Origin of the sequence: Collinsella tanakaei (assembly GCF_021531055.1) — a bacterium.
In the GTDB taxonomy this organism is placed as follows: domain Bacteria; phylum Actinomycetota; class Coriobacteriia; order Coriobacteriales; family Coriobacteriaceae; genus Collinsella; species Collinsella tanakaei_B.
In genome coordinates, this window is sequence record NZ_JADYTL010000001.1 from 235841 (window position 1) to 258464 (window position 22624).

The 22624-nt window shown below is 63.8% G+C and carries 19 protein-coding genes; 1 reads left to right on the forward strand and 18 read right to left on the reverse strand.

The genetic code is table 11. From position 1 onward, the window contains the following. Positions 1-3: 3 nt before the first annotated feature. The 14 genes from I6E04_RS01090 to lepA all read right to left on the reverse strand — a co-directional run bounded on the left by I6E04_RS01090 (position 4) and on the right by lepA (position 16243). Positions 4-1746, reverse strand: a complete 1743-nt coding sequence (locus tag I6E04_RS01090; protein WP_235421285.1) for a [FeFe] hydrogenase, group A — start codon at positions 1744-1746, stop codon at positions 4-6. Further along, positions 1740-3569, reverse strand: a complete 1830-nt coding sequence (locus I6E04_RS01095; protein ID WP_235421287.1) for an NAD(P)-binding protein — start codon at positions 3567-3569, stop codon at positions 1740-1742. Before I6E04_RS01095 ends, I6E04_RS01090 begins: the two co-directional genes overlap by 7 nt. Before the next feature lie 263 nt (positions 3570-3832). Continuing rightward, complete coding sequence (gene recO / locus I6E04_RS01100; RefSeq protein WP_235421289.1) at positions 3833-4585, reverse strand: DNA repair protein RecO; 753 nt, start codon at positions 4583-4585, stop codon at positions 3833-3835. 63 nt (positions 4586-4648) lie between these two features. Then, the gene (gene era / locus I6E04_RS01105; RefSeq protein WP_419179981.1) at positions 4649-5749 is read right to left on the reverse strand and encodes a GTPase Era; all 1101 of its coding nucleotides are present in this window, start codon (positions 5747-5749) and stop codon (positions 4649-4651) included. A 24-nt stretch (positions 5750-5773) separates the two neighbouring features. Next, positions 5774-6154, reverse strand: coding sequence for a diacylglycerol kinase family protein (locus I6E04_RS01110; RefSeq protein ID WP_235421291.1), 381 nt, complete (start codon positions 6152-6154; stop codon positions 5774-5776). Positions 6155-6166: 12 nt separating this feature from the next. Then, positions 6167-6676, reverse strand: coding sequence for an rRNA maturation RNase YbeY (ybeY, locus tag I6E04_RS01115; protein WP_235421293.1), 510 nt, complete (start codon positions 6674-6676; stop codon positions 6167-6169). Beyond that, positions 6657-7664: a PhoH family protein gene (locus I6E04_RS01120; RefSeq protein ID WP_235421295.1), complete on the reverse strand. Its 1008-nt coding sequence runs from the start codon at positions 7662-7664 to the stop codon at positions 6657-6659. Before I6E04_RS01120 ends, ybeY begins: the two co-directional genes overlap by 20 nt. Before the next feature lie 8 nt (positions 7665-7672). Further along, complete coding sequence (locus tag I6E04_RS01125; protein WP_235421296.1) at positions 7673-8995, reverse strand: MiaB/RimO family radical SAM methylthiotransferase; 1323 nt, start codon at positions 8993-8995, stop codon at positions 7673-7675. An 8-nt stretch (positions 8996-9003) separates the two neighbouring features. Further along, positions 9004-10152, reverse strand: a complete 1149-nt coding sequence (dnaJ, locus tag I6E04_RS01130) for a molecular chaperone DnaJ (RefSeq protein ID WP_235421297.1) — start codon at positions 10150-10152, stop codon at positions 9004-9006. A 110-nt stretch (positions 10153-10262) separates the two neighbouring features. Continuing rightward, a complete protein-coding gene (locus I6E04_RS01135) occupies positions 10263-11363 on the reverse strand; it encodes a DnaJ domain-containing protein (protein ID WP_235421299.1) in 1101 nt (366 codons plus the stop codon). Between the two features lie 135 nt (positions 11364-11498). Next, positions 11499-11969: a deoxycytidylate deaminase gene (locus I6E04_RS01140; RefSeq protein WP_235421512.1), complete on the reverse strand. Its 471-nt coding sequence runs from the start codon at positions 11967-11969 to the stop codon at positions 11499-11501. Between the two features lie 153 nt (positions 11970-12122). Further along, positions 12123-13337: a radical SAM family heme chaperone HemW gene (gene hemW / locus I6E04_RS01145; protein ID WP_235421300.1), complete on the reverse strand. Its 1215-nt coding sequence runs from the start codon at positions 13335-13337 to the stop codon at positions 12123-12125. Between the two features lie 6 nt (positions 13338-13343). After that, entirely contained in the window at positions 13344-14387 is a 1044-nt protein-coding gene (locus I6E04_RS01150) for a tRNA dihydrouridine synthase (protein ID WP_328225257.1), read from the reverse strand. A 47-nt stretch (positions 14388-14434) separates the two neighbouring features. Beyond that, positions 14435-16243 (reverse strand): translation elongation factor 4, encoded by a 1809-nt coding sequence (gene lepA, locus I6E04_RS01155; protein WP_235421302.1) that lies wholly within the window; start codon positions 16241-16243, stop codon positions 14435-14437. Positions 16244-16439: 196 nt separating this feature from the next. Here lepA and rpsT point away from each other — a divergent pair, with 196 nt between their 5' ends. Beyond that, positions 16440-16703, forward strand: coding sequence for a 30S ribosomal protein S20 (rpsT, locus tag I6E04_RS01160; RefSeq protein ID WP_235421303.1), 264 nt, complete (start codon positions 16440-16442; stop codon positions 16701-16703). A 428-nt stretch (positions 16704-17131) separates the two neighbouring features. On the opposite strand, the gene holA is transcribed toward rpsT, so the two are convergent. The 4 genes from holA to thiI form a co-directional block, all read right to left on the reverse strand. After that, entirely contained in the window at positions 17132-18091 is a 960-nt protein-coding gene (gene holA / locus I6E04_RS01165; RefSeq protein ID WP_235421305.1) for a DNA polymerase III subunit delta, read from the reverse strand. 31 nt (positions 18092-18122) lie between these two features. Next, on the reverse strand, positions 18123-20219 hold the full coding sequence (locus tag I6E04_RS01170) for a DNA internalization-related competence protein ComEC/Rec2 (RefSeq protein WP_235421307.1): 2097 nt from the start codon (positions 20217-20219) through the stop codon (positions 18123-18125). A 224-nt stretch (positions 20220-20443) separates the two neighbouring features. Next, a complete protein-coding gene (locus I6E04_RS01175; RefSeq protein WP_235421309.1) occupies positions 20444-21136 on the reverse strand; it encodes a helix-hairpin-helix domain-containing protein in 693 nt (230 codons plus the stop codon). 252 nt (positions 21137-21388) lie between these two features. Further along, positions 21389-22618, reverse strand: a complete 1230-nt coding sequence (gene thiI / locus I6E04_RS01180; RefSeq protein ID WP_235421311.1) for a tRNA uracil 4-sulfurtransferase ThiI — start codon at positions 22616-22618, stop codon at positions 21389-21391. Positions 22619-22624 lie beyond the last annotated feature (6 nt).

Consider the following 22624-nt stretch of genomic DNA (forward strand, 5'->3'; position numbering starts at 1 on the left):
TCCCTATTTTCCCATGGACCAGGCGGTGTGGTCGGTGTGGAGGAGCTCCTCGGCGCGCTCGGAGAGCGGATGATCGAGATAGTCGTCGTAAACGAGCTTCACACTCGGATTCTCGTGGCTGAAGCGGACCTCGGAGGCGGCGTCGAGCCCCCACAGCACGTCGCCGCGCTCGCCGGCGAGCTCGCATCCATCGTGGATCGGCTGGCCGCCGCCACCCACGCAGCCGCCTGGGCATGCCATGATCTCGACGAAGTCATAGGAGACCTCGCCGGCACGCAGCGCCTCGATGAGCCGGTGGGCGTTGCCCAGACCGTGCGCCACGGCGACACGCAAGGGCGTTCCGGCCAGATCGAAGGTCTTCTCCTTCCAACCGCCCAGGCCGCGCACGCCCGAGAACGCATCGGGGTCGGGATTCTCACCCGTGGCGAGATAGTACGCGGAGCGCAGGGCGGCATCCATGACGCCGCCGGTAGCACCGAAGATCACGGCGGCGCCGGTACCGAAGCCGAGCGGCTGGTCGAGCTCCTGCTCCTCGATCGACGTCGCATCGATATGCGAGGCGCGCACCATGCGATCGACCTCGCGCACGGTGAGCACGACATCGACGTCGGGCTCGCCGTTCTCCCCCACCATGGTAGGCAGCGCGGCCTCGGACTTCTTGGCAACGCAGGGCATGATCGACACGCAGAAGACCTTGGAGGGATCGACACCCAACGCATCGGCGTAGTAGGTCTTGGCCACGGCGCCGAACATCTGCTGCGGCGATTTGGACGTGGAGACTTGATCGAGCATGTCGGGATAGTGCGACTTGACGTAGCGGATCCAGCCCGGGCAGCACGAGGTGAACATCGGGAACTTGATGTTCTCGCCGCCGGGCTCCCCGGCCTTCTTGATGCGCTCGAGCAGCTCTGAGCCCTCCTCCATGATGGTGAGGTCGGCGGAGAAGTTGGTGTCGAACACGTAATCGAAGCCCATCATGCGCAGCGCGGTGGCAAGGCGCTCGACGGTCGCCTCCCCACGGGACAGGCCGAGCGACTCGCCCCACGAGGTACGGACGGCGGGCGCGATCTGCACGAGACAGATCTTGTCCGGATCGGCCAAGGCATCGAAGACGCGCTCGGTGTCGTCGCGGGCACGAAGCGCGCCGGTCGGGCAATGCGTGATGCACTGGCCGCACAGGGCGCAATCGGTCTCGGAGAGCTTCTTGCCGCCGGCGACGTTCACGACCGTATGGCTGGCACGGCTCGTGAGATCCCATACGCCGGTACCCTGGACCTTCTCGCAGATCTGGATGCAGCGCAGGCACTTGATGCACTTATCGTTGTTGCGGATGAGCGGGAACGAGGGGTCGGATTTGAAGCCCTCGAGATGCTTTGAGAACGGCAGGTCGGTGATACCCAGATCGTTGGCGAGCGACTGCAGCGAGCAATTGCCCGAACGCGTGCAGCTCGTGCACTCGGAGTCGTGCTGCGACAGCAGGAACTCGACGTTGGTCTTACGGGCGATGCGCGCCTTGTTGCTGTTGGTGCGCACGACCATGCCGTCGAGCACGTAGTTGTTGCACGCGGCAACGAGCTGATCGATGCCCTCGACCTCGACCACGCATACGCGGCAGGCGCCGACCTCGTTGAGATCGCGCAGATAGCACAGCGTCGGGATCTTGATGCCCACGCTCGCGGCGGCATCGAGAATCGTCGTGTGCTCGGGAACCTCGACCTCGCGGTCGTCGATGATGAGCTTTACCACTGGAAATTCCTCCCCCCACGGAACGCACCGAAGCCGAAGTGGTCGCAGCGCAGGCAGCGCGAGGCCTCCTGATGGGCCTCTTCCTCGGTCAGGCCGATCTCGGCCATCTCGAAGTCACCGATGCGCTCGGCGGCGTCGCGCTCCTTGAGCTCGCAGCGACCGCACAGGCGCTTGCCCTTGAACTGAACGGGCGGAAGCTCGACATCGAGCTCGATGTTGTGATCGAACCCGAGGTGGCGGTCGATGTTGGCGGCCGCGACCTTACCGGCGTTGATGGCGCGGATCACGGTCGCGGGACCCGTCTGGCAGTCGCCGCCGGAGTACACGCCGTCGAATCCTGCAATCGCGCCTTCGGTGTCCGTGACGATACGGCCCCACTTACACGGGATACCGATAGTCTCGAAGGTCGCCGAGTCGATGTCCTGACCGATCGCGACGATCACGCGATCACAGGCGATCAGCTGCTCGGGAGCGGCGGCGGCACGCGGCGCGGGACGTCCGCGACGGGGCGCACCGATGATCTGCGGCTGGACCACCACGCCGGCCACGCGGCCGTCGTCGGTCGTCTCGATGCGCACGGGGGCGTTGAGCTCCATGATCTGGCAGCCCTCTGCCTCGGCGCCTGCGATCTCGGCGTCCTGCGCGGTCATGTCGCAGATACGACGGCGGTACGCGATGATGACCTTCTCGGCACCCAGACGGACGCTGGAGCGCGCGACGTCCATGGCGACGTTACCGCCGCCGATGACCACGACGCGCTCACCGGAAAAGTCGGGCATCTCGCCATCGCCGATGGCACGCAGCATCTGGACGGCCGAGACGACGCCCTGGGCGTCCTCACCCTCAAGGCCGAGCTTCTTGTCGCTGTGGGCACCGATGGCAAGATACACCGCGTCGTACTCGCGGCGTAGCTGCTCGAGGCCGGCGCCGTCGATGGAGGATTCGAGCTCGACATCGATGCCGCAATCCAAGATCCACTGGATCTCGGACTCCAGGTCCTCGCGCGGCAGGCGGTAGCTCGGGATGCCGTAGCGTAGCATGCCGCCGAGGTGCTTGCGCTGCTCGAAGATCTTGACCTTATGGCCCATGAGCGCCAGGTAGTACGCGCAGCTGATGCCGGCGGGACCACCGCCGATGACGGCGACGTTCTTGCCGGTCGGCTCGGCCATGTTGGGACGGTAGTCGTGCTCCATATGATCGGTCGCATAGCGCTTGAGCGCGAGGATGTTTAGCGGATCGTCGACGATACCGCGACGGCAGTGCATCTCGCAGGGATGCTCGCACACGCGGCCGCACACGACCGGCAGTGGGTTGTCCTTGCGGATCAGGCGCACCGCATCGGCGTAACGTCCGGCCTCGACGAGCGAGATGTAGCCTGGGATATCGACGTTTGCCGGACAGCCCGCCACGCACGGGACGCGCTCATTCTGCTCGAAGCCGCACGCGTGCTCGCGGACATGATGTTCGAAATCGTCACGGAAACCGCGCACCGCCATGAGGGCCATCGAGCCGGCCTCGTAGCCGATCGCGCAGTCGCTCGACAGGTAGATCGTGTTCGCGGTCTTCTCGATCAGATCGATCGTCTCGAGCGTCGCGCGATTGGCTAGGACCTCCTCGAGCAGGTCGGCAAGCGCCTTCAGACCCACGCGGCAGGGTGTGCACTTGCCGCAACTCTGCGTGGCGCACATGTTCACGAGCGCCGCGGTGAACTCGACCGGACAGGGCGCGAGCGAACGGGCGGCGAGACGCCGTCCAAGCGCATCATGCAGGTCGTCCATGACAGCCTGGGCATGGCTGCGCTCCATGACATGAAGTCGTGCCATAAATACTCCCCTCTTATCGTGTCAATAACTTTTTATCACCTATACACCCAGGGCCGAACGACGAACCCCCAGACGGACGGAACGGCTTCGTAAGCGTGCAGGCTGTGCCCTGAAAACGGAGTATTCATGAATACTCCGACCCAGACTTCCTATCGCTATTGTACGTACTTTATCCAAGTGGAGTGATAGCTTTTTATCATCATGCTATGAGCCAAGGGCATGGACGACAGATCGGGAACGTATCGGACTGACGGACGAAAAGCCTACCGTCCCAGCATGAACTCGAGCGCACGGAGTCGGGCATCGAGGTGCGTGGCGGCCCATACGTGCGCAAGCGCAAGCAGATACGAAGCGGTGGCGGTGTCGACCGGAGCGGTCGCAAGCTGGTCGAACCGGGCATGGATGAACGCCCGCAACCATTCCACCTGGGATGCATCGATCATCTCGGCGCCCGCAACGCTCGAGGCGCACGAGGCGCACAGCAAACCTCCCGCAGCCGCCGAGAAATAGCTGACCGCGGCGTCGCCGCACGCGACGCACGAGGAGAAATCCGGACGGTATCCGATATGCGAGAGCACCTTGAACGCATAGGCGGCAACCACGATATCGAGGTGCACGGTATCGGTGGAGACGTCCCCCACAACCTGCAGGGCACGTCGGGTGATCGAGTAGATGTAGGGATCTTCGGCATCCTCGTAGCAGCACAGACGCGCGATATCAGCAACGGCGCTCGCCGCACTCATGCGCTCGAAGGTCGGGGATGACCCGAGCGGCGCCTCCAAGAGCTCCGCCTGCGACACGATGTCGAGGTTACGACCGTGCGTGAGCAAAAAGTCGGTCGTGCAGAACAGCTCGCACCGTGCCGCAAGACGGCTTCCCGGTTTCCGGGCACCTTTCGCCACGGCACGGATCTGCCGACCGGAATCGGCTACGAGGGTCAAGATCAAATCGATCTCCTTGAGCTTGACCTTATCGAGCACGATGGCGCTCGCACGATATGTCCGCGATGCCGCCATGGCGCCCCCTCGCATGGTGTGGCGGACGCGCGGCCCCATCGCTGCACGCCGCTGCCGTCCCCGCTACTCCTCGAACGCGTACCCCATGCGACGGATCTCGCGCTCGTCGTCGCGCCATCCGCGCTGGACGCGCACGTCGAGCGCCAAGAACACCTTGCGCCCGAACAGGCGCTCGAGATCGCGCCGCGCGTCGGTACCGATATGCTTGATCATCTCGCCGCGGCGACCCACGAGGATACCCTTCTGCCCCTCACGCTCCACGTACACGGTGGCATGTGCGCGGACCAGCTTACGCGTACGCTCGAAGGCATCGCAGACGACGCCCACGGAATGGGGAACCTCCTCGCGCGTGCGCAGCAGGACCTTCTCGCGGACGAACTCGGCGACCAGCGTCGCATCGTCGGTGTCGGTATCCATCCCCTTGGGGAACCAGCGTGGACCGGCGGGAAGATGCTCCGAGACGAGTTCGATGAACGGTTCGACGTTGAAGTGCTCGGTAGATGACACGACGATCATGTCGTCGAAGTCGACGAGCTCGCGAGCGCGGTCGAGCTGCACCATCATCGCAGTCTGATCGACCTTGTCGGCCTTTGTGAGCACGAGGATCTTGGTCGCATGCGAAGCGCGCACGCGCTCGGCGATCCACTCGTCACCGCGGCCGATGGGCACGGACGCGTCGATGAGGAACGCGACCACATCGACGTCGGAAAGCTCGGCGAGCGCCGAGCGGTTGAGCTCGGATCCAAGGCCGTCCTTGGGCTTATGGATGCCGGGCGTGTCGACGAAGACGAGCTGGTACCCGTCGCGTTCCACGATGGCGCGCATCCGGCGGCGCGTGGTCTGCGCAACCGGCGAGGTGATGGCGACCTTCGATCCCATGCACGCATTGAGCAGCGTGGACTTACCGGCGTTGGGACGACCGACGAGGGCGACGAAGCCGCTCCGGAATCCCTCGGGCGTGTCGCCGGCGACAAGGCCGAGGTTGGAAGCGGCATCCTCGGCATCGGCCATCGCATCGATCTCTTCGTCGCTCAAGCCCTCGAACGGGTCGAACTCCTCGATCGCGTCATCCTCATCGAACTCGCGATCCTCATCGAGTGCGAGGTCATCGACATCGCGGTCAAGCACCTCGGCGTCATGAGGGGTATTCGTCGTGTGATCCATGGATTCCTCCGCGTTTTCCGAATGCTACGCGATAAAGCCGAGCGCACGTGCGAACACGATGATCCCGACGATCGCGGCGGTGATGGACAGGGTGTAGACGCTCGCCGCGGCGATATCCTTGGCGCGCTTGGCGAGCGGATGGAACTCCTGCGTGGCGAGGTCGACGATGGCCTCGATCGCGGTGTTGACCAGCTCCGCGAAGATGACGAGCCCAAAGCACAGGGCGACCAGGCACCACGACAGCAGGTCGATGCGCAACACGATACCCGCAATGACGGCGGTCACACCCATGACGAGCATGACCTTGATGTTGCGCTCGGTGCGCACCGCGGTGACGAAGCCCTCCATGGCGTACCCGAAGGAACGGATGAAGGAGGGGTGATCCTTGTTGGAACCGGGAATCATGGGCGACCTCGCTTAGTCGTCGTGATGGCGCGTGGTGGGTCCGATGCACACGGCATCGACATCCTCGCCGCGCTCGCGCGCAAGCCGGCGGAGGATCTCGAGTTCGCGTTCCTCCATCAGCGACGCCTCATCGTCATCGAGATGATCGTAGCCGAGCAGATGCAGCAGGCCATGCACGAGCATGAGGCGGCATTCCTGTGCGGGAGTGAAGCCGAACTCCGGCGCCTGCGCGGCGATGACACCGGGTGCCAAGATCACGTCGCCGAGCTCGACCGCCTCATCGGCGGGAATGGACTCGTCGGAAGGATCGTCGCACTCGAACGACAGAACGTCCGTGGGTGCATCGATGTGACGCCACGCGCGGTTGAGCCCCCGCATCTCCTCATCATCGACGAAGGAGACGGACACGTCGACCTGGCGCTCCACGCCCTCACGCGCAAGCACGCATGCGACGACCCGTTCGATTTCCGCCGGCTCGAGCAGCGTGTCGAGCTCGGCCTCGTTACTGATGAGCACGGCCATGGGCTCCCCTTCCCGTATGCGGCGCCGAATGCGCCGGATGGGTCTCCTCGAAGGCATCGTATGCCTCGACGATGCGTCCGACAAGCGCGTGACGGACGACGTCGGTGCGATGCAGACGGATGAACGCGATATCGTCGACGCCGGCCAAGATCTCCTCGACGTCGGTCAAGCCCCCACGCTTGCCGGGAAGATCGCGCTGCGTCGTATCGCCGGTGATGATGAATTTGGAATTGAACCCCAGGCGCGTGAGGAACATCTTCATCTGCTCCGGCGTGGTGTTCTGCGCCTCGTCGAGCACGACGATCGCGTCGTTCAGCGTGCGCCCGCGCATGTAGGCGAGCGGCGCGATCTCGATGACGCCCTGCTCCACGAGCGCCGTCGCACGCTCCATATCGGTCATGTCGAACAACGCGTCGAGCAGGGGACGCACGTAGGGATCGATCTTCTCCTGTAGCGTTCCGGGCAGAAAGCCGAGGTTCTCCCCCGCCTCCACGACCGGACGCGTGAGCACGATGCGGCCTACCTCATGGCGCTTGAGCGCCGCCACCGCGATCGCCATCGCCAGATACGTCTTGCCGGTGCCCGCTGGCCCCGTGCAAAACGTGATGGTGTTCAATCGGATGGCATCGATATAGCGCTTCTGACCCAGGGTCTTGGGCCTGATGGCATGACCTCGGTACGTCAGCAGGATGTCATCGGAAAGCCCGGAGATGTCGGAGCGCTCCTGCCGAAGCGCGTCGAGCGCGCGCAGGGCATCGCCGGGGGCCGGAACCTCGTCCGCGGAGGCGAGCTTGATGAGATGCGTGAACAGACGCGTGAGCAGCTCGACCTCGTCAGGAGAGCCCGACAGCGAGATCGCGCTGCCGCGCACGACGACCGATGCGGTCGTGTTCGCCTCGATGGCACGGAGCACGGCATCGCCCGAACCGGTCACGCGGGCCGGGTCGATACCGTCCGGAACGGTCAGCCTCACCTTGGTCGAGTCCATGCTCCCCCTCATCTCGAATCGACAGACGCTTCCGCGCCCGCCCCTGCCGATCGAACCACGCGACCGCGCAGCACACCGTGCGAGTCGACATCCATGATAGCAACATCGACCAGCCGACCGACGAGGTCGTCGGAGGCATCGTCGACGATCACGCGATGGAACGAACCGAGCGTGCCGCGACCGGGATACTCGATGACGGCGCGCTCGATGGTACCGATACGCGCCGCGGCATCGGCACGAGACGTTTTATCCACGAGCGCACGGATGACGGCGCTTCGAGCCGCCATGGTCTGTGCGGGAACCTGATCGGGCATGGTCGCCGCCGGCGTCCCGGGGCGGGCGCTGTACCGGAACACGTGCAGGCGCGAGAAACCGATACGCTCGACGAGCGCGCGCGTGCACTCGAACTCCTCGTCGGTCTCGCCGGGAAACCCGACGATCAGGTCTCCGGACAGTGCGATCCCGGGAACCGCACCGCGGATCATATCGACAAGATCGAGCAGGTCATCGGCATCATAGGGTCGATTCATGCGCGCAAGCGTCTCGGTGCAGCCCGACTGGATGGGCACGTGGAGAAACGGCGCGACGCGTGTGGGATGAGCGGCCATGCGCGCCAAGAGGGCCTCATCGATATCCATGGGCTCGATGGAGGACAGACGGATATGCGGGATGTCCGTATCGCGCACGATCGACTCGAGAAGCCCATCGATACCCAAGACCTTACCGGAGCCGTCGGACGCACGATAGGCGCCGAGATTCACGCCGGTCAACACGACTTCGGCGATACCGGAAGCCGCAGCGGCGCGAACGTCATCGAGGACGCGGTCGAGCGCGACGGAGCGCTCGGGTCCGCGCGCCTTCCACACGATACAGTACGAGCAGCGGTTATCGCACCCGTCTTGCACCTTCACCCCGATGCGCGAGCGTCCGAGCAGGTCGGTCAGGGTGGTTGCGTCGTAATCGTCCGAATGCGGGCTGTCGCGCAGCCGATCGGCGACGAGCCTCTCGGCACACGCAGCGACCTTGGCCTTCGAAGGCTCGGCGATCACACGCTCGGAAAGCGCCGTCAAAACGTCCGCATGGAGGTTCACGGCGCATCCCGTCACGATGACCCAAGGGTCGCGGGCGCACCCGAGCGCATGTCGGACCGCCTTGCGCGTCTTGGCCTCGGCCTCGCCGGTCACCGCGCAGGTGTTGATGACCACGATCTCGGCATCGTCCTCGTCGACCAGATCGAAGCCGCGGCGATCGAGCTCGACGGTCATGCGGTCGCTCTCCACGCGATTGACGCGGCAGCCGAGATTCACGACGTGTACGGTGGGATTCGACACGGCGGCCCCTACTCGAGGATATCGTCGATCGCGTCGCGGATGCGATCGCCGACGCTCTTGCGCGGCGCGACCTGCTCGCCCATCTCCTTGGCGAAGCGTTCGAGCGCCTCGCGGGCGGCGGCGTTCATCTTCTTGGGAACGACCACGGCGACGCGGACGATCAGCCGGCCGCGCGACCCGCCGCCACCGGAGCGCGGCATGCCACGACCGTCAACGGTGACGGTGTCGCCGAACTGCGTCCCGGCGGGAATCTCGACGGCGATGCGCTCGTCGTCGAGGATGCCCTCGACCTCGACCGTGCAGCCCAGCGCAGCACTCGCCATGGGAACGGAGACCTCGCAAAGCAGATCGTCGCCGGAGCGCTGGAAGCGTTCATGTTCGGCGACACGCACGTTCACGATCAGGTCGCCGGACTCGGCGCCCCTGAAACCGGCCTCGCCGTACCCGCGCACACGGAGCTGACGGCCGGATGCGATGCCGGCGGGAACCTCGATATCGACCTTCTCGTGGGTCGGCGTGCGGCCCTGACCCGAGCACATCTCGCATGGGGTGTCGATGACGGTCCCCTCGCCGCCGCAATCCGGGCACGGGGAGCTGGACTGTACCTGGCCGAAGATGGAGCGCTGGACCGTGGTCACGAAACCGGTGCCGTGACAGCGGGGGCATTGCTTCTCGCTCGCGCCGTCGGCAGCGCCCGTTCCATGGCAGTCCTCGCAGGTGGCCAAGCGGTCGTAGCTGATCGTCTTGGTACATCCGCGCGCCGCCTCCTCGAGGGTGACGGTCAACGTGATGGCCATGTCGCGACCGCCTCGACGCTGCGCACGGGCGCGACCGCCCGAAGACGCGCCGCCGCCGAAGAACGATGAGAAGATGTCGTCCATCCCCATCCCGCCGAAGATATCGGAGAAATCGACGTATCCCGAGCCCATTCCAGGGCCGTCCGCCGTGCCGTAGCGGTCGTAGTTGGCGCGCTTCTGCTCGTCGGAGAGCACCGAGTACGCCTCGTTGACCTCCTTGAACTTCTCTTCGGCATTCGGATCGTCCGAGACATCCGGATGGACCTCGCGCGCCTTCTTGAGAAACGCGCGCTTGATCGTGCGCTGATCGGCGTCACGATCGACGCCCAACACCTCGTAGTAATCCCTCTTGTCCGCCACGACGAACTTCCTTCCCGATTTTCAAGACAGACGGCGGCATGCAGCCAGCCGCATCAGATATACCCATCATCGCCCGCAGGCAATCGCGCGCCCCCGCAGCGCGATACGGCCTAGCGCGGCATCGCCCCCATCATCATGCCCCGCGAGCACGATGCGAAGCTGACCGAGATGAGCGCGAGCAGCAACCCGTTGGCGCATCCGTTGACGACCTGGCTCATACCGCGCTTCCACCACGTGGTGGACCGATCGCGAACGCCACCCTTGAAGATCGACACGATGCCCGAGACGAGCATGGCCAGGCAGATGAAGGTGACGAGCGACACGATGCCCGACACTCCGAACAGGATCAGGAAGGGCAGCGAGAAGCCGACGAGATAGAACCCGGTACGTGCCGGACCCTCGAGACGCTCCGCCGCCACGTGCGCGCGACCGATCAAGTCGCCGCCGGCGGCACCGTTGGTTCCCGCGTGGCCCATCGATTTGACACGGACCGTATCGCCGTCATGCGTATCGGCGGGAAACTCGATGACCGCCTCGGTCACCACGGGCGTGCGACCGCTGCCGCCGCAGTCCGGGCACGGATCGGAGATGACGCGACCGCTGCCGCCGCACTCGGGGCACACGGTCTGGAACATGCCCGCGCCGAACAGAAACGACAGGTCGACCTCCACGGCACCGGTGCCTCCGCACGACGGGCAGGTGTGAGCCGACCCGCTCGATACCGAACCGGATCCGTGGCAATGATCGCACGGCTCGTAGCGGCGATACTTCACGGCACGACGGGCTCCGCCCTTGGCCTGAGCCGCCGTCAGTTCGACATCGACCACCACGTCGGCACCCGTCTCGGGATTGAATGCCGAGCCGGACCGGCGCGATGTGGTGTACCCCGCGCCTCCGAACGGGAATCCTCCGAACGGCGAGCCGCCGGTATAGCTGCCGGAATAGCCGCCGCCATACGGATTGGCGGTCGGGGCGCCGGCGAAGGGATTGCCCGAACGCATCGCGTCGTAGCGGGCGCGTTTCTGGTCATCGGACAAAACGGCGTATGCCTCGGAAACCTCTTTGAAGCGCTCCTCGGCATCGGGTTCCTTGTTGACATCCGGATGGAGCTTGCGAGCCTTCTGCTGAAACGCCTTTTGGATCTCGCGCGCACTCGCGTCCTTGGAAACCCCGAGGATGGCGTAGTAATCCTTCTCGTTCATCATTGCCATACGGCGGTGCTACCTCCTGCGTGACTTGGCACATGGGGTTTATTGTACCGAACATCCAAGGATATATCCGCACCCCACGATACCTGCACGTATCAGCTCGCAGGACGTGAAAGACGCCATCGGGGACGGGGCCGTCTACCCCTTGAGCACGATCTGGCGATAGGTGATGCCGCAACGGTCGAAGATCGTCTTTGAGATGAGGTTGTCCTCGGTCCCCTCGTACTTATCGTCGAGATAGACGACCTCGCCGATCCCTGCCTGCACGAGGGTCTTGGCGCATTCATGGCACGGGAAGAGCGTGACGTAGACCGTAGCACCCGCCATGTCCTTGAGCGAGCCGCGATAGTTGAGGATGGCGTTGGCCTCGGCGTGGATGACGTAGTTGTGCTTGTCGGTCAACGGGTCGCCGGTGGCTTCCCAGGGAAACTCGTCATCGTCCAGACCAGTCGGCGTACCGTTGTAGCCGACGGACAGAATCCGGTTGTTCGTATCGGCGATACAGGCGCCGACCTGCGTGTTCGGGTCCTTGCTGCGCAGACTCGCCGCGACGGCGGCACGCATGAAGAACTCATCCCAGCTGATAACATCCTCGCGCTTGCCAGGCATGACGGCCATCCTCCCGGTTCATCCTCGACTGAAGGTCACGCGACACCCCGCGATGCCGTCGTGCAAGGCGGGGCGCACGTCGCTGGCATCAGGATGCCGCAAGTCAAGGTGTATTTCAAGCGGCAACCGCTCGCATGCGAGCCGGACGTACCGTCAGGCGTTATCGTGCGCGAGCTCCCAGAACAGGCCGTACAGCTCGTTGCCGAGCAACCACCCGTCATGCGTGGGAACCAGACGCGGGACCCCATCGCGCGTCGCATCCTCGCTCCAGCGCGCAAGGCCGCGCCCGAGCGCCTCTTCGATAGCACGCTCGAGCGGACCGGCACCGATGCGCTCGCGACACGCCGCGAGCAGGTCAGCGCCCACACCTCGCGTCATACGCATGCCGAGCATAAGGTCCTCGGAAGCCGCCTCGCGCGCATCGAGCTCCTCGACATCGTACGCACGCGGCTGCATGGAGTCGGCGGTATCATCGGCAACCTGCACGACGCGTAGGCGCGCCGCCCGCGAGGAGCATGCCGGCAACCCGAGCACCTCGCGCAGCCCCTCGTAGGTGGAACGAGCGAGCATGCTCGCCGCAGAACGCCCGAGTCCCAGATACTCGACGCCCGTCCAATAGGCGATGTTGTGGCGGCATTCCTTGCCAGGTCGAGCATAGCTTGCAACCTCGTAGGGGTGCATGCCCGCTCGCTCGGCGTACACACGGGCGCGCTCCATACGCCCCGCCTGCGCGTCCTCGTCCGGCTCGTCCCACACCCCGCGCTCGAGCAAGACGGACAGCGGCGTTCCCTCCTCGATCGTCAAGGGGTACACCGACACATGTCCGATGCCCGAATCGAATGCCTGCGACAGCGTATCATCCCAGCTCTCATCCGTTTGCAGGGGAATACCGCACATGAGGTCCGCCGAGACGTCTAGCCCCGCACGCAGCGCCTCCCCTATCGCCTCACGGGCGCGTCGCGCATCGTGAAGGCGTCCGAGCGCACGCAGCTCGTCATCTTGGAAGCTCTGAACACCCAGCGAGATGCGCGTCGCGCCCGCTGCCGCGAGCCCGGCGGCGAGGTCGTACGAGAGGGATTCAGGATTGGCCTCGCAGGTCAACTCGATCAAACCGGGCGCGATATCGCGAACCTGCTTGACGATCTCGCACAGCCGCCTTCCCAACACGGTCGGCGTACCGCCGCCGATATACGCGGTGGAACACGAGGCGAGCACCCCCGATGAGCGGAGCGACGCAAGTCGATCGAGCATGCGCTCGACGTACCGGTCGAATTCGCGACCATCGGCGCATGCTCTGGAATCGAAATCGCAGTACACGCACTTGGCGTGGCAAAACGGCACATGGATGTACAGGGCGCCGATGGCCATGGTCGGCTACGCCCCCTGCGGCGCTTCGGGCAGCGATTCGCCGCGCTCCAATGCGCGCGAGCACGACTCCACGTCGGCCTCGATCGCATCGACGAGGGCCATGAACTCCTCGTAGGACGTGCAGCGAACGACACGTCCGCGCCAGAAGGCGGCATGCGGCATGCCCTTGAGATACCACGTCGCGAACGTGCGGGCACGCGCCATGAAGGGAAGGTACCTATGGACGAGCCCGAGGTGCTCGCGCAGTGCATCGAGACGTACGGAGGACGCGCGTCGCTCCACCGGCGTGCCGTCGCGCCATAGCGCGAGCGCGTCGTCGAAGACCCACGGGTTCCCGTAGGTCCCGCGCGCTATGAACACGGCGCTCGCCGCGGTCGTGGACAGCATCCGCACGGCGTCCTCGGCGCAAAAGACATCACCCGAGCCCACGACGGGAACCTCGACCGCACGCGCGACCTCGTCGATCACCGACCAGTCGGCATGCCCGGTGTAGAGCTGCTTAGCGGTGCGACCGTGGACCGCGACCGCGGCGACACCGGCCGCCTCGAGCCTGCGCGCGAGCTCGGGGGCGCGTACGCCGCCGTCGCGAAACGACGCGCGCATCTTGACCGTGACCGGTACCGCCGCGTGTGCGACGGTCTCGCGCACGATGGCCTCGGCGAGCTCGGGGGACTCCATCAGCGCGGAGCCCTCCCCTTTCGTGATGACCTTGCGCGCCGGACACGCCATGTTGATATCGATCTGCGTGAGCTTGCCGCCGACCCGCTCCTGCACGGCATCGACGGCGGAGGCGAACTGATCGGGCTTGGAGCCGAACAGCTGGACGCAGATCTGCGGTTCCTCGTCCTCGGGAATCACGAGCCGCCAGGTCTTGTCACTTGCATAGGCGAGCCCCGCGACGCTCACCATCTCGGAAAACGCCATGCGCGCCCCACGACGACGGCACATGATGCGATACGCGGCATCGGTGACGCCCGCCATGGGCGCAAGAAGAAACGGCTGCTCCGCATAGGCGGCGCGAAGCAGCTCGGCTCCATTGGATAGACCCACGCTCATCCTTTCGACATGAGGAGGCACGAAAACTCGAGAGACCGAGCCTACTCGTCCACCTTGAGGATCGCCAGGAACGCCTCCTGGGGCACTTCGACCGAACCGACGGCCTTCATGCGCTTCTTGCCCTCTTTCTGCTTTTCGAGCAGCTTGCGCTTACGGGAGATATCGCCACCGTAGCACTTCGCGAGCACGTCCTTGCGGACCGCCTTGACCGTCGAGCGCGCGATGATCTTGTTGCCGATCGCGCCCTGGATGGGAACCTCGAACTGCTGACGCGGGATGATCTCCTTGAGCTTATCGCACAGGCCGCGTGCCAGCGCATACGCCTTGTCCTTATGGACGATGAAGGACAGCGCGTCGACGTCGTCGCCGGACAGCAGGATATCGAGCTTGACGAGCTCGCTCGTCCGGTAGTCGGCGAACTCGTAGTCGAGCGACGCATAACCCTTCGTACGGCTCTTGAGCTGATCGAAGAAGTCGAGGATGAGCTCGGCGAGCGGCATATCGAAGTGCATCTCCACCGATTTCGCCGACAGATGGATCATGTCGGTCATCACGGCGCGATGCTCGATGGACAGCTGCATGACCGCACCGGTGTACTCGGGCGGCACGATGACCTTCGCGGACAGATACGGCTCCTCTATATGGTCGATGCGCGTGACGTCGGGAAGGTCCTGCGGACTGCGCACGTCGATCATGGTGCCGTCGGTCTTATAGACGTGATAGTCGACGCTTGGGCTCGTGGCGATGAGATCGAGGTCGAACTCGCGCTCGAGGCGCTCCTTGACGACCTCCATGTGCAGCAGGCCGAGGAAGCCGACACGGAACCCGAAGCCGAGCGCCACGCTCGTCTCGGGACTCCACGTGAGCGACGGATCGTTGACGCGCAGCTTCTCGAGGGCATCGCGGAGGTTCTCGTAGTCCTTGTTGTCGATCGGGAACAAGCCGGTGTAGACCATCGGCTTGGCCTCGCGATAACCGGGTAAGGGCTCCGGGCACGGACGGTCGCGATAGGTCAGGGTATCGCCCACGTGGACCGCACCGGGATCCTTGAGACCGGTGACGACGAAGCCGACCTCGCCGACGGACAGGTCGTCGACGAGCATCTCGGCGGGACGCTTGATGCCGACACCGTCGACGAGGAAGCTCTCACCGGTCTGCATCATGGTGAGCGTATCGCCCTTCTTGATGCTGCCGTCGAACACGCGCACCGTCGCGACGACACCGCGGTACTCGTCGAAGTACGAGTCGAGGATCAGGGCCTTGAGCGGCGCGGCGGCGTCACCGGTCGGAGGCGAGACGAGAAACACGATAGCCTCGAGCAGGTCGTGGATGCCCTCGCCGGTCTTACCGGACACACAGACGGCATCGTCGGCGGGGATTGCGAGCTCGTCTTCGATCTCGACCTTGACCTCCTCGGGATGCGCGGAGGGAAGGTCGATCTTGTTGATCGCGGGAACGATGTCCAGGTTCGCGTTCATCGCCAGGTTCGCATTGGAGACGGTCTGGGCCTCCACGCCCTGCGTCGAATCGACGACGAGGACCGCACCCTCGCACGCCGCGAGCGAGCGCGACACCTCGTAGGTGAAGTCGACGTGCCCCGGCGTGTCGATGAGGTTGAACTGGTAGGTCTCGCCGTCCTCGGCGGTGTACATGACGCGCACCGCGTTGCTCTTGATCGTGATGCCGCGCTCGCGCTCGATATCCATCGAATCGAGCAGCTGGGACTCCATGTCGCGCTCATCGACGGTATGGGTCAGCTCCAAGATCCGGTCTGAGATCGTGGACTTCCCGTGATCGATGTGGGCGATGATGGAGAAATTCCTGATGTGTGATGTGTTCTTCGTATCCATGCGGCCTATCATACCCGATGCGATGCGGAACAGGCGAGGTCGCGGTCGTGCATATCTCGTGAGCAACACGCCTAATCCACAGCATTTGCGCTTCTCATCCCGGTAACGCCGTGCTATACTCACCGAGTTGTGACCTCACCGTGTCTCAGAGGCCGGATAGTAAGGCTTATTGAAGCATTTGAAAGGATTGTAACCAGTGGCAAACATCAAGTCTCAGAAGAAGCGTATCCGCACCAATGAGATTGCGCGCGTCCGCAACAAGGCGATTCGCTCCGAGCTCAAGACGCTGATCAAGCATGTTCACGCCGCCGTCGAGCAGGGCGACAAGGCCGCGGCTTCCGCCGCCGCCACCCGCGCCTACCGTGCGCTGGACAAGGCCGTCGCCAAGGGCGTCATCCACAAGAACCAGGCCGCCAACCGCAAGTCCGGCGTCCAGAAGCTGGTCAACAAGCTCGCCTAAGCGCACGCAAACAACCAGAATGCATCAAGCCCCGCTCCGGCGGGGCTTTTTCGTATCCTTCGTCGCCCCTATGGAAACTCAGCCCCGCCATCGTTCGTTCACCGGTCACGGCGGTTACAAAATGAGGCACTTTCTAGTTGAATCTTCGATCGCGCGCATCTATACATATAAGGAAATATTGTCTGCTCCGGAAATCGAACCTTACGCATCCGGATATTAAATGCTCGGACAATATCAGGTATACATATAGGTAATGCTTGGCTTAGCCCAAAGGCTATACACGGCAACTTCTCTCGCGCCATCACCCGCATGCAACTAGAAAGCGTTCGTTTTTGGAACGCCAAGGCGTAGCGAACCAAAATACAACGCAGCCGACTACGAGTTGACGCATATCATCGAATGATTTCGGACGAGAAATGCATACCCGGCTATTTCGAGCACACCGAGATGATCCACATGCGCAGCGCCAATGCAGAATCGCGTGAACCCTTGAGGGCGGCCTCGACATCCGCCGCCGCGGACAGGGCTTCGACGAGCTCATCCATGCGGTAGCGCCGCGCCCACCCGAGATGGTTCTTAACCTGCCATGACTTACAACCGAGCGCATCTGCCAGCTCGCGCCCCGCTCCTCGCGCATCGAGCGCCTTGGCGACGATCAGCTCCCGGATGCGTCCGACAAGCAGCGAGAACAGGCGAACCTCGCTACGATCGGGCTGAAGCGCCAGCAGCTCGAGCGCCCGAGGAAGATCGCGCGCCGACACGGCGTTGAGCAGATCCCATGGTTTGACCTCGGCGGTCCTCATGACAAGTCGCTCGACATCAGCTACGGTGATCTCGGGGCCCTCGATCATGGACGCAAGGCGTGCGAGCTCGTTATCGAGCATGCGGGACGATTCGCCCGCTCGGCTCACGAGCTCCTCGGCGGCCGCCAATCCGATGGTCTTGCCATGAGCGCGCGCCATACCGACAACCTGCTTGGGCATCTCCCATGCTTTTTTGGGCGTGCAATCGACGATCGCCTTCGCATCGATCTTGGCGACCGCTTTATACAGCCGCGTGTTCTTAGCCAGCGACGCGGCGACAAGCAGGCAGACGGTCGTCGGCGATGGATCGGCTAGATAGTCGACGAGCGGCTCGCTCACCGCTTTGGGAAGGCGATCGCAACCCTCCAAGATCACCAAGCGGAAATCGGTGCCCATGGGATAGGTGTTAAGCGATGCGATGATGTCATCGATCGCCTGGTCCTTGGTCATATCGCGCTCATCGAGGTTGAACGCGGCCATGCCGCTCGCCTCAAGGCGCGACTTCATGCGCTCGACGGCATGGGAGCGCTTGTATTCGTCGGCACCGACGATCAGATATGCGGGCAACAGCTTGGGGTCGGCCATCGATCAGCAACCTTTCTCATCTTGATCCGTCCTATTCTACCGCGTGCTGCGTACGGACGACGAATCCGTCCGCTCGCGGCAGAAAGGAGATATCGCCCGCATCGATGGTGCAGAGGAAATCCGCCCCCTGCTCCTCGACGACCGATATGCATTCGGAGGTGGGGTGACCGTATGCATTCCCCTCGCCGGCACTCGCCACCGCCACGGCGGGATCGAGCACGTCGATGATCTCGTCGTCGATCGACGCCGCCGAACCGTGATGACCGAGCTTCAAGACGTCAACGGTACCGACCTCGTCGATGTACTCGGATTCCTGCTCGATTTCGGTATCGCCCGTCAACAGGGCGGAAAACCCGGAGCAGACCTCGCCGTAGCGTACCGCGAGCGCGACCGATTCGGCGTTCTCCTCCCCCGCCGTCGGCGTGCGAGGCCACACCATCTTGCAGGAATAGTCGCCCACCTGCACGGAATCGCCCCGACGGAGCTCCTCGAACTCGATGCCGGGCTCCTCCTTCAACTCATCGGGAGCGGTCGCCCGAGCCCCTTCGCCCACGAAGATCCGATCGACCTCCACCGTGTCGAGCACGTACGACAAGCCTCCCCAATGATCGCCGTCCCAATGTGTGATGACGACGGCATCGAGTCGCAGGACATGCTGTCGTGCCAAAGCGTCGACGACCTGCTCGTCGACGCCTGCATCGACGAGCACCGCATGGGGTCCGTCCCGGATGAGAATCGAGTCGCCCTGACCGACATCCAATATGACAAGCGACGGCGGCGCAGCGTACAGCAACCTGAACACGAAGATGCCCGCAATGAGCATCGCGACGGCCACGCCGATCGAAAGGAGGCGCCTGGACACTTCCCACCACCCGAGATAGACGGATGCGGCGCATACATACATAGCCGATACGCCTCCGGTATCGATCGTACAGGGAATCGACGCGAACGGCACCTCGGCGACAACACGTGCGGCATATATCGAAAGATTCGCAAGCGCCTCAGGGACCGCCATGCACGGCTCAAGCAAGGGTATCAGGGCGCATACGGGCGAAAGCACCAGCCCGACGACAAGCAATGCGCTCATGAGCGGACCGACGATGATATTCGCTATCGGAGCGATCAGCGAAAGGGTGCCGAACACCGGCACGGTCAACGGAACCGTCGCCCATTGCGCACACAAGGTGAGCGACAGCGCATCGGCACACAGATGGGGGAACCCGATCCTTTGCAAGACCACTGCCACATAGCGCCCGAACAACGCGATAAAGAGCACGCTCAGCACCGACAGCTGAAAACCGAGGTCGTACACCACGCCCGGATTGACGACGGTAAAGAGGACCACCGTGATCGCCAAGGCGGACAGGCCATGCTGGCGCCGCCGCGAGCCGGTCGCGACCAACCCGAGACACACCATGATCGCCGAACGGACCGCGGAGGGGGCAGCTCCGCAAAACAGTACATAGACGACCGAGACGACGCATAGCACCGCTGCACGTCCGCGAACCCCGACCTTCATCCGATAGAGCACGAGCTGCAGCAACGATGCGATTACGGCAAGATGGCCCCCGCTCACCGCGACCAGATGGGAAAGGCCGGTCGCAGCGAACACATCGGACACCTCGGATGAGGATAATGCCGAAGTGTGCCCGCATACGATACCCGCAACGAGCGCCCGACCCTCGCTGCGGAGCGGATCGATGACGTCCAGCACCGCGCTGCGCACGCGAGCGATGGGTCCCTGCCGCTTTGTTGACTCGACAGAGATGACGACCTTGATCGAAGCCGATGCGACCTCCCCGCGCATGAAGCGCGATCTGCCCCATTCGCTCGCATCAAGCTGCTCGAATCGACCGATACAGCCGATCACATCTCCGGTATCGTAGGCGGTATCGGTCGTCGCGCGAACATGAGCGACCGCATCGCCATCCCCGTCGATCACGCATGCGGTCAAAGATGCGCCATAGGCGCTCAAGCTCGCATCGGAGACGATCTCCAACTCGTACGAGCTCATCGCTCCCTGCAAGCTCGCATATTCGCCGAGTCGCGTCTGCGACCATGCGATGCTCGCGATCGAGGCGATCATGATCGACGCGCCCAGCCATCCCAGCCAGACTCGCGCGCCCATACCGTAGCGAACCTCCCGTCTGCGAAGCACGCTGCACGATAGTGCGAGCAGAAGGACTCCGAACAAAAGCGCACAAGTCGCGGCGACGGTTGCACGCGAGGTTCCATGCAGATAGTCCCGCCATGCACACTCCGCGATCCAGGCGCAGGTAAGGCACGCACCTACCGCCGCCAAACTCGACGGCGGCAGATACGGACGAGGTGGGAGAGGATGATGCTCGTCTCTCATACGCAGATGCGCGATCGCATCTTCTCGAACTTCGCCTCACCGATGCCCGAGACGCGCATGATATCCTCGATCGATGCAAACGGTCCGTTTTGCGTCCGGTCGTCAAGAATCGCCTGAGCGGTCGCAGGTCCGACACCCGGCAATTCATCCAGCTCCTCCAGCCCAGCGACATTGATATTGATCAGCGTTTGACTTTGGACGTCGTCATGTCCCGCATCACCGCTTTGAACCTGAGAGGAACCTTCCTCAACCGAAGGGATATGGATCTTCTGGCCATCCGTCAGCACGGACGCTCTGTTGACCGTCGACACATCGGCATCTTCGGTCAACCCTCCCGCGCGCTCGATCGCATCCGCGACGCGCGATCCCGCGGGAAGCTCCACGACCGACGGCGATACGACGGCGCCATCGATATCGACGACCACCACCTCCGTCCCCGTATCTTCGACTTGATCAGCGCCACCCGCCTCCCCGCCGTCATCATCGGTATCGGCAGTCACGGCCTCGCGCGAAGAGGATTCATCCCGCAGGATCAACTGCTCCTCCCCTTGCGCCTGCACGACGCCGAACCCGCATACGACCACGAGCGCAACCACGAGAACGACAAGCGCCGCGAAATTCGATGAACTGTCGAGAGAGCGTTTGAGTATTCGGACGAACCCCTGCCGTCCACGATGAAGCTGCGCCATGCTCCCACCTCCTCGACACCATCCTTGCATGGAGGGACGAGAGCCCGATGGTGAAACAAAACTTCTCGGACGCCGTCCGACAGATGCCCGACCGGCGACCGACACCGCAGGCACAACGTGACGTTTCCCACGCGATACACGAAAAAGCGCCCCCGTGCCGCGAAAGATGCGCAGGAACGCAACGGGCACGGGGACGCAAAAGAGGTTGTGAGCCGAAACGAAACGGCGGACTATGCAGTCGGAAATGCGCAGCTAGTGAGCCGGCATCAGGTCATCGTGATGCACGGAGAGCGCTTTTGGCACCCGGTAGCAGGGACTATGGAAGTCGACGTACTCCACGTTCTCGACAAGGCGATCGATCATGGCGTCGTGGTCGAACATATCCCACGCCTCATGGACCGCATCGAGCTTGGCGTGCGTCTCGGGACGGCGCGGCATGAACAACGTGCAGCAATCGGGCGCGTCTTGCGTGGAGATGTCGTAGGTGCCGATCTCTTTGGCGCGCGCGATGATCTCCTGCTTATCGGATCCGATCAGGGGACGGAACACCGGCAGCTCGACGACCTCGTTGACAGCCATGATGTTCTCGAGCGTCTGCGAGGCGACCTGACCGAGCGATTCGCCGGTGACGATGGCCTTCGCGCCTTCCAAGGCAGCCAGACGCTCGACGACCGAATACATGATCCGTCGGTACATAATCACACGGAGGGACGCGGGGCATGCAAGCGAGATCTCGCGCTGGCAGTCACCGAACGGGACGATGTAGAGACGGCCGATCTGCACCGCAGGCGCCATCGCGTCGATGATGTCGCGGACGAGGAACTCGCTCGTATCCGCGGTCTGCGGACGCCCGGAAAAATGAACGGGGACGGGGACGGCACCGCGACGCGCGAGCATCCACGTGGCGACCGGCGAGTCGATACCGCTCGACAGCAGCGTCATGACCTTGCCGGCGCTCCCCTGGGGAAGGCCTCCGACGCCACGTTCGCTGCGCGCGTACACGTACACGCTCCCCTGGACCACAAGTACGTGCACCGTCGCGTCGGGATCGTGCATCTGCACCTTTTTATCGGGATAGGCCTCGCACAGGACCTCGCCGACCTGACGGTTGAGGTCGATCGAGGTCAGCTCATAGTCGGTATTGGAGCGCTTGGCCGCCACCTTGAAGGATGCGAACTCCCCCACCTCGGCGAGCGCGCGAACGGCGGCGGCGCAATACTCGTGGGGCTCGCGGTTGGTGTGAAACGCCAACGAGACGCGCGCGACGCCGGGCACCCGCGCGATGAGCGGATAGGCCTCCTCCGCCTGGCCGGACACCGAGAACGTCACGAGGATATGCCCCGAGATGCGCACGATGGTCGCCACGGAAAAGGCGGCCAAAGCCGCCTTGAGGTTATCCATGAGGATGTGCTCGAAACGAGCTCTGTTTTTGCCTTTCAGGCCGATCTCGTGATAGTGGACGAGACAGACACGGCTTCCCATGTGCGC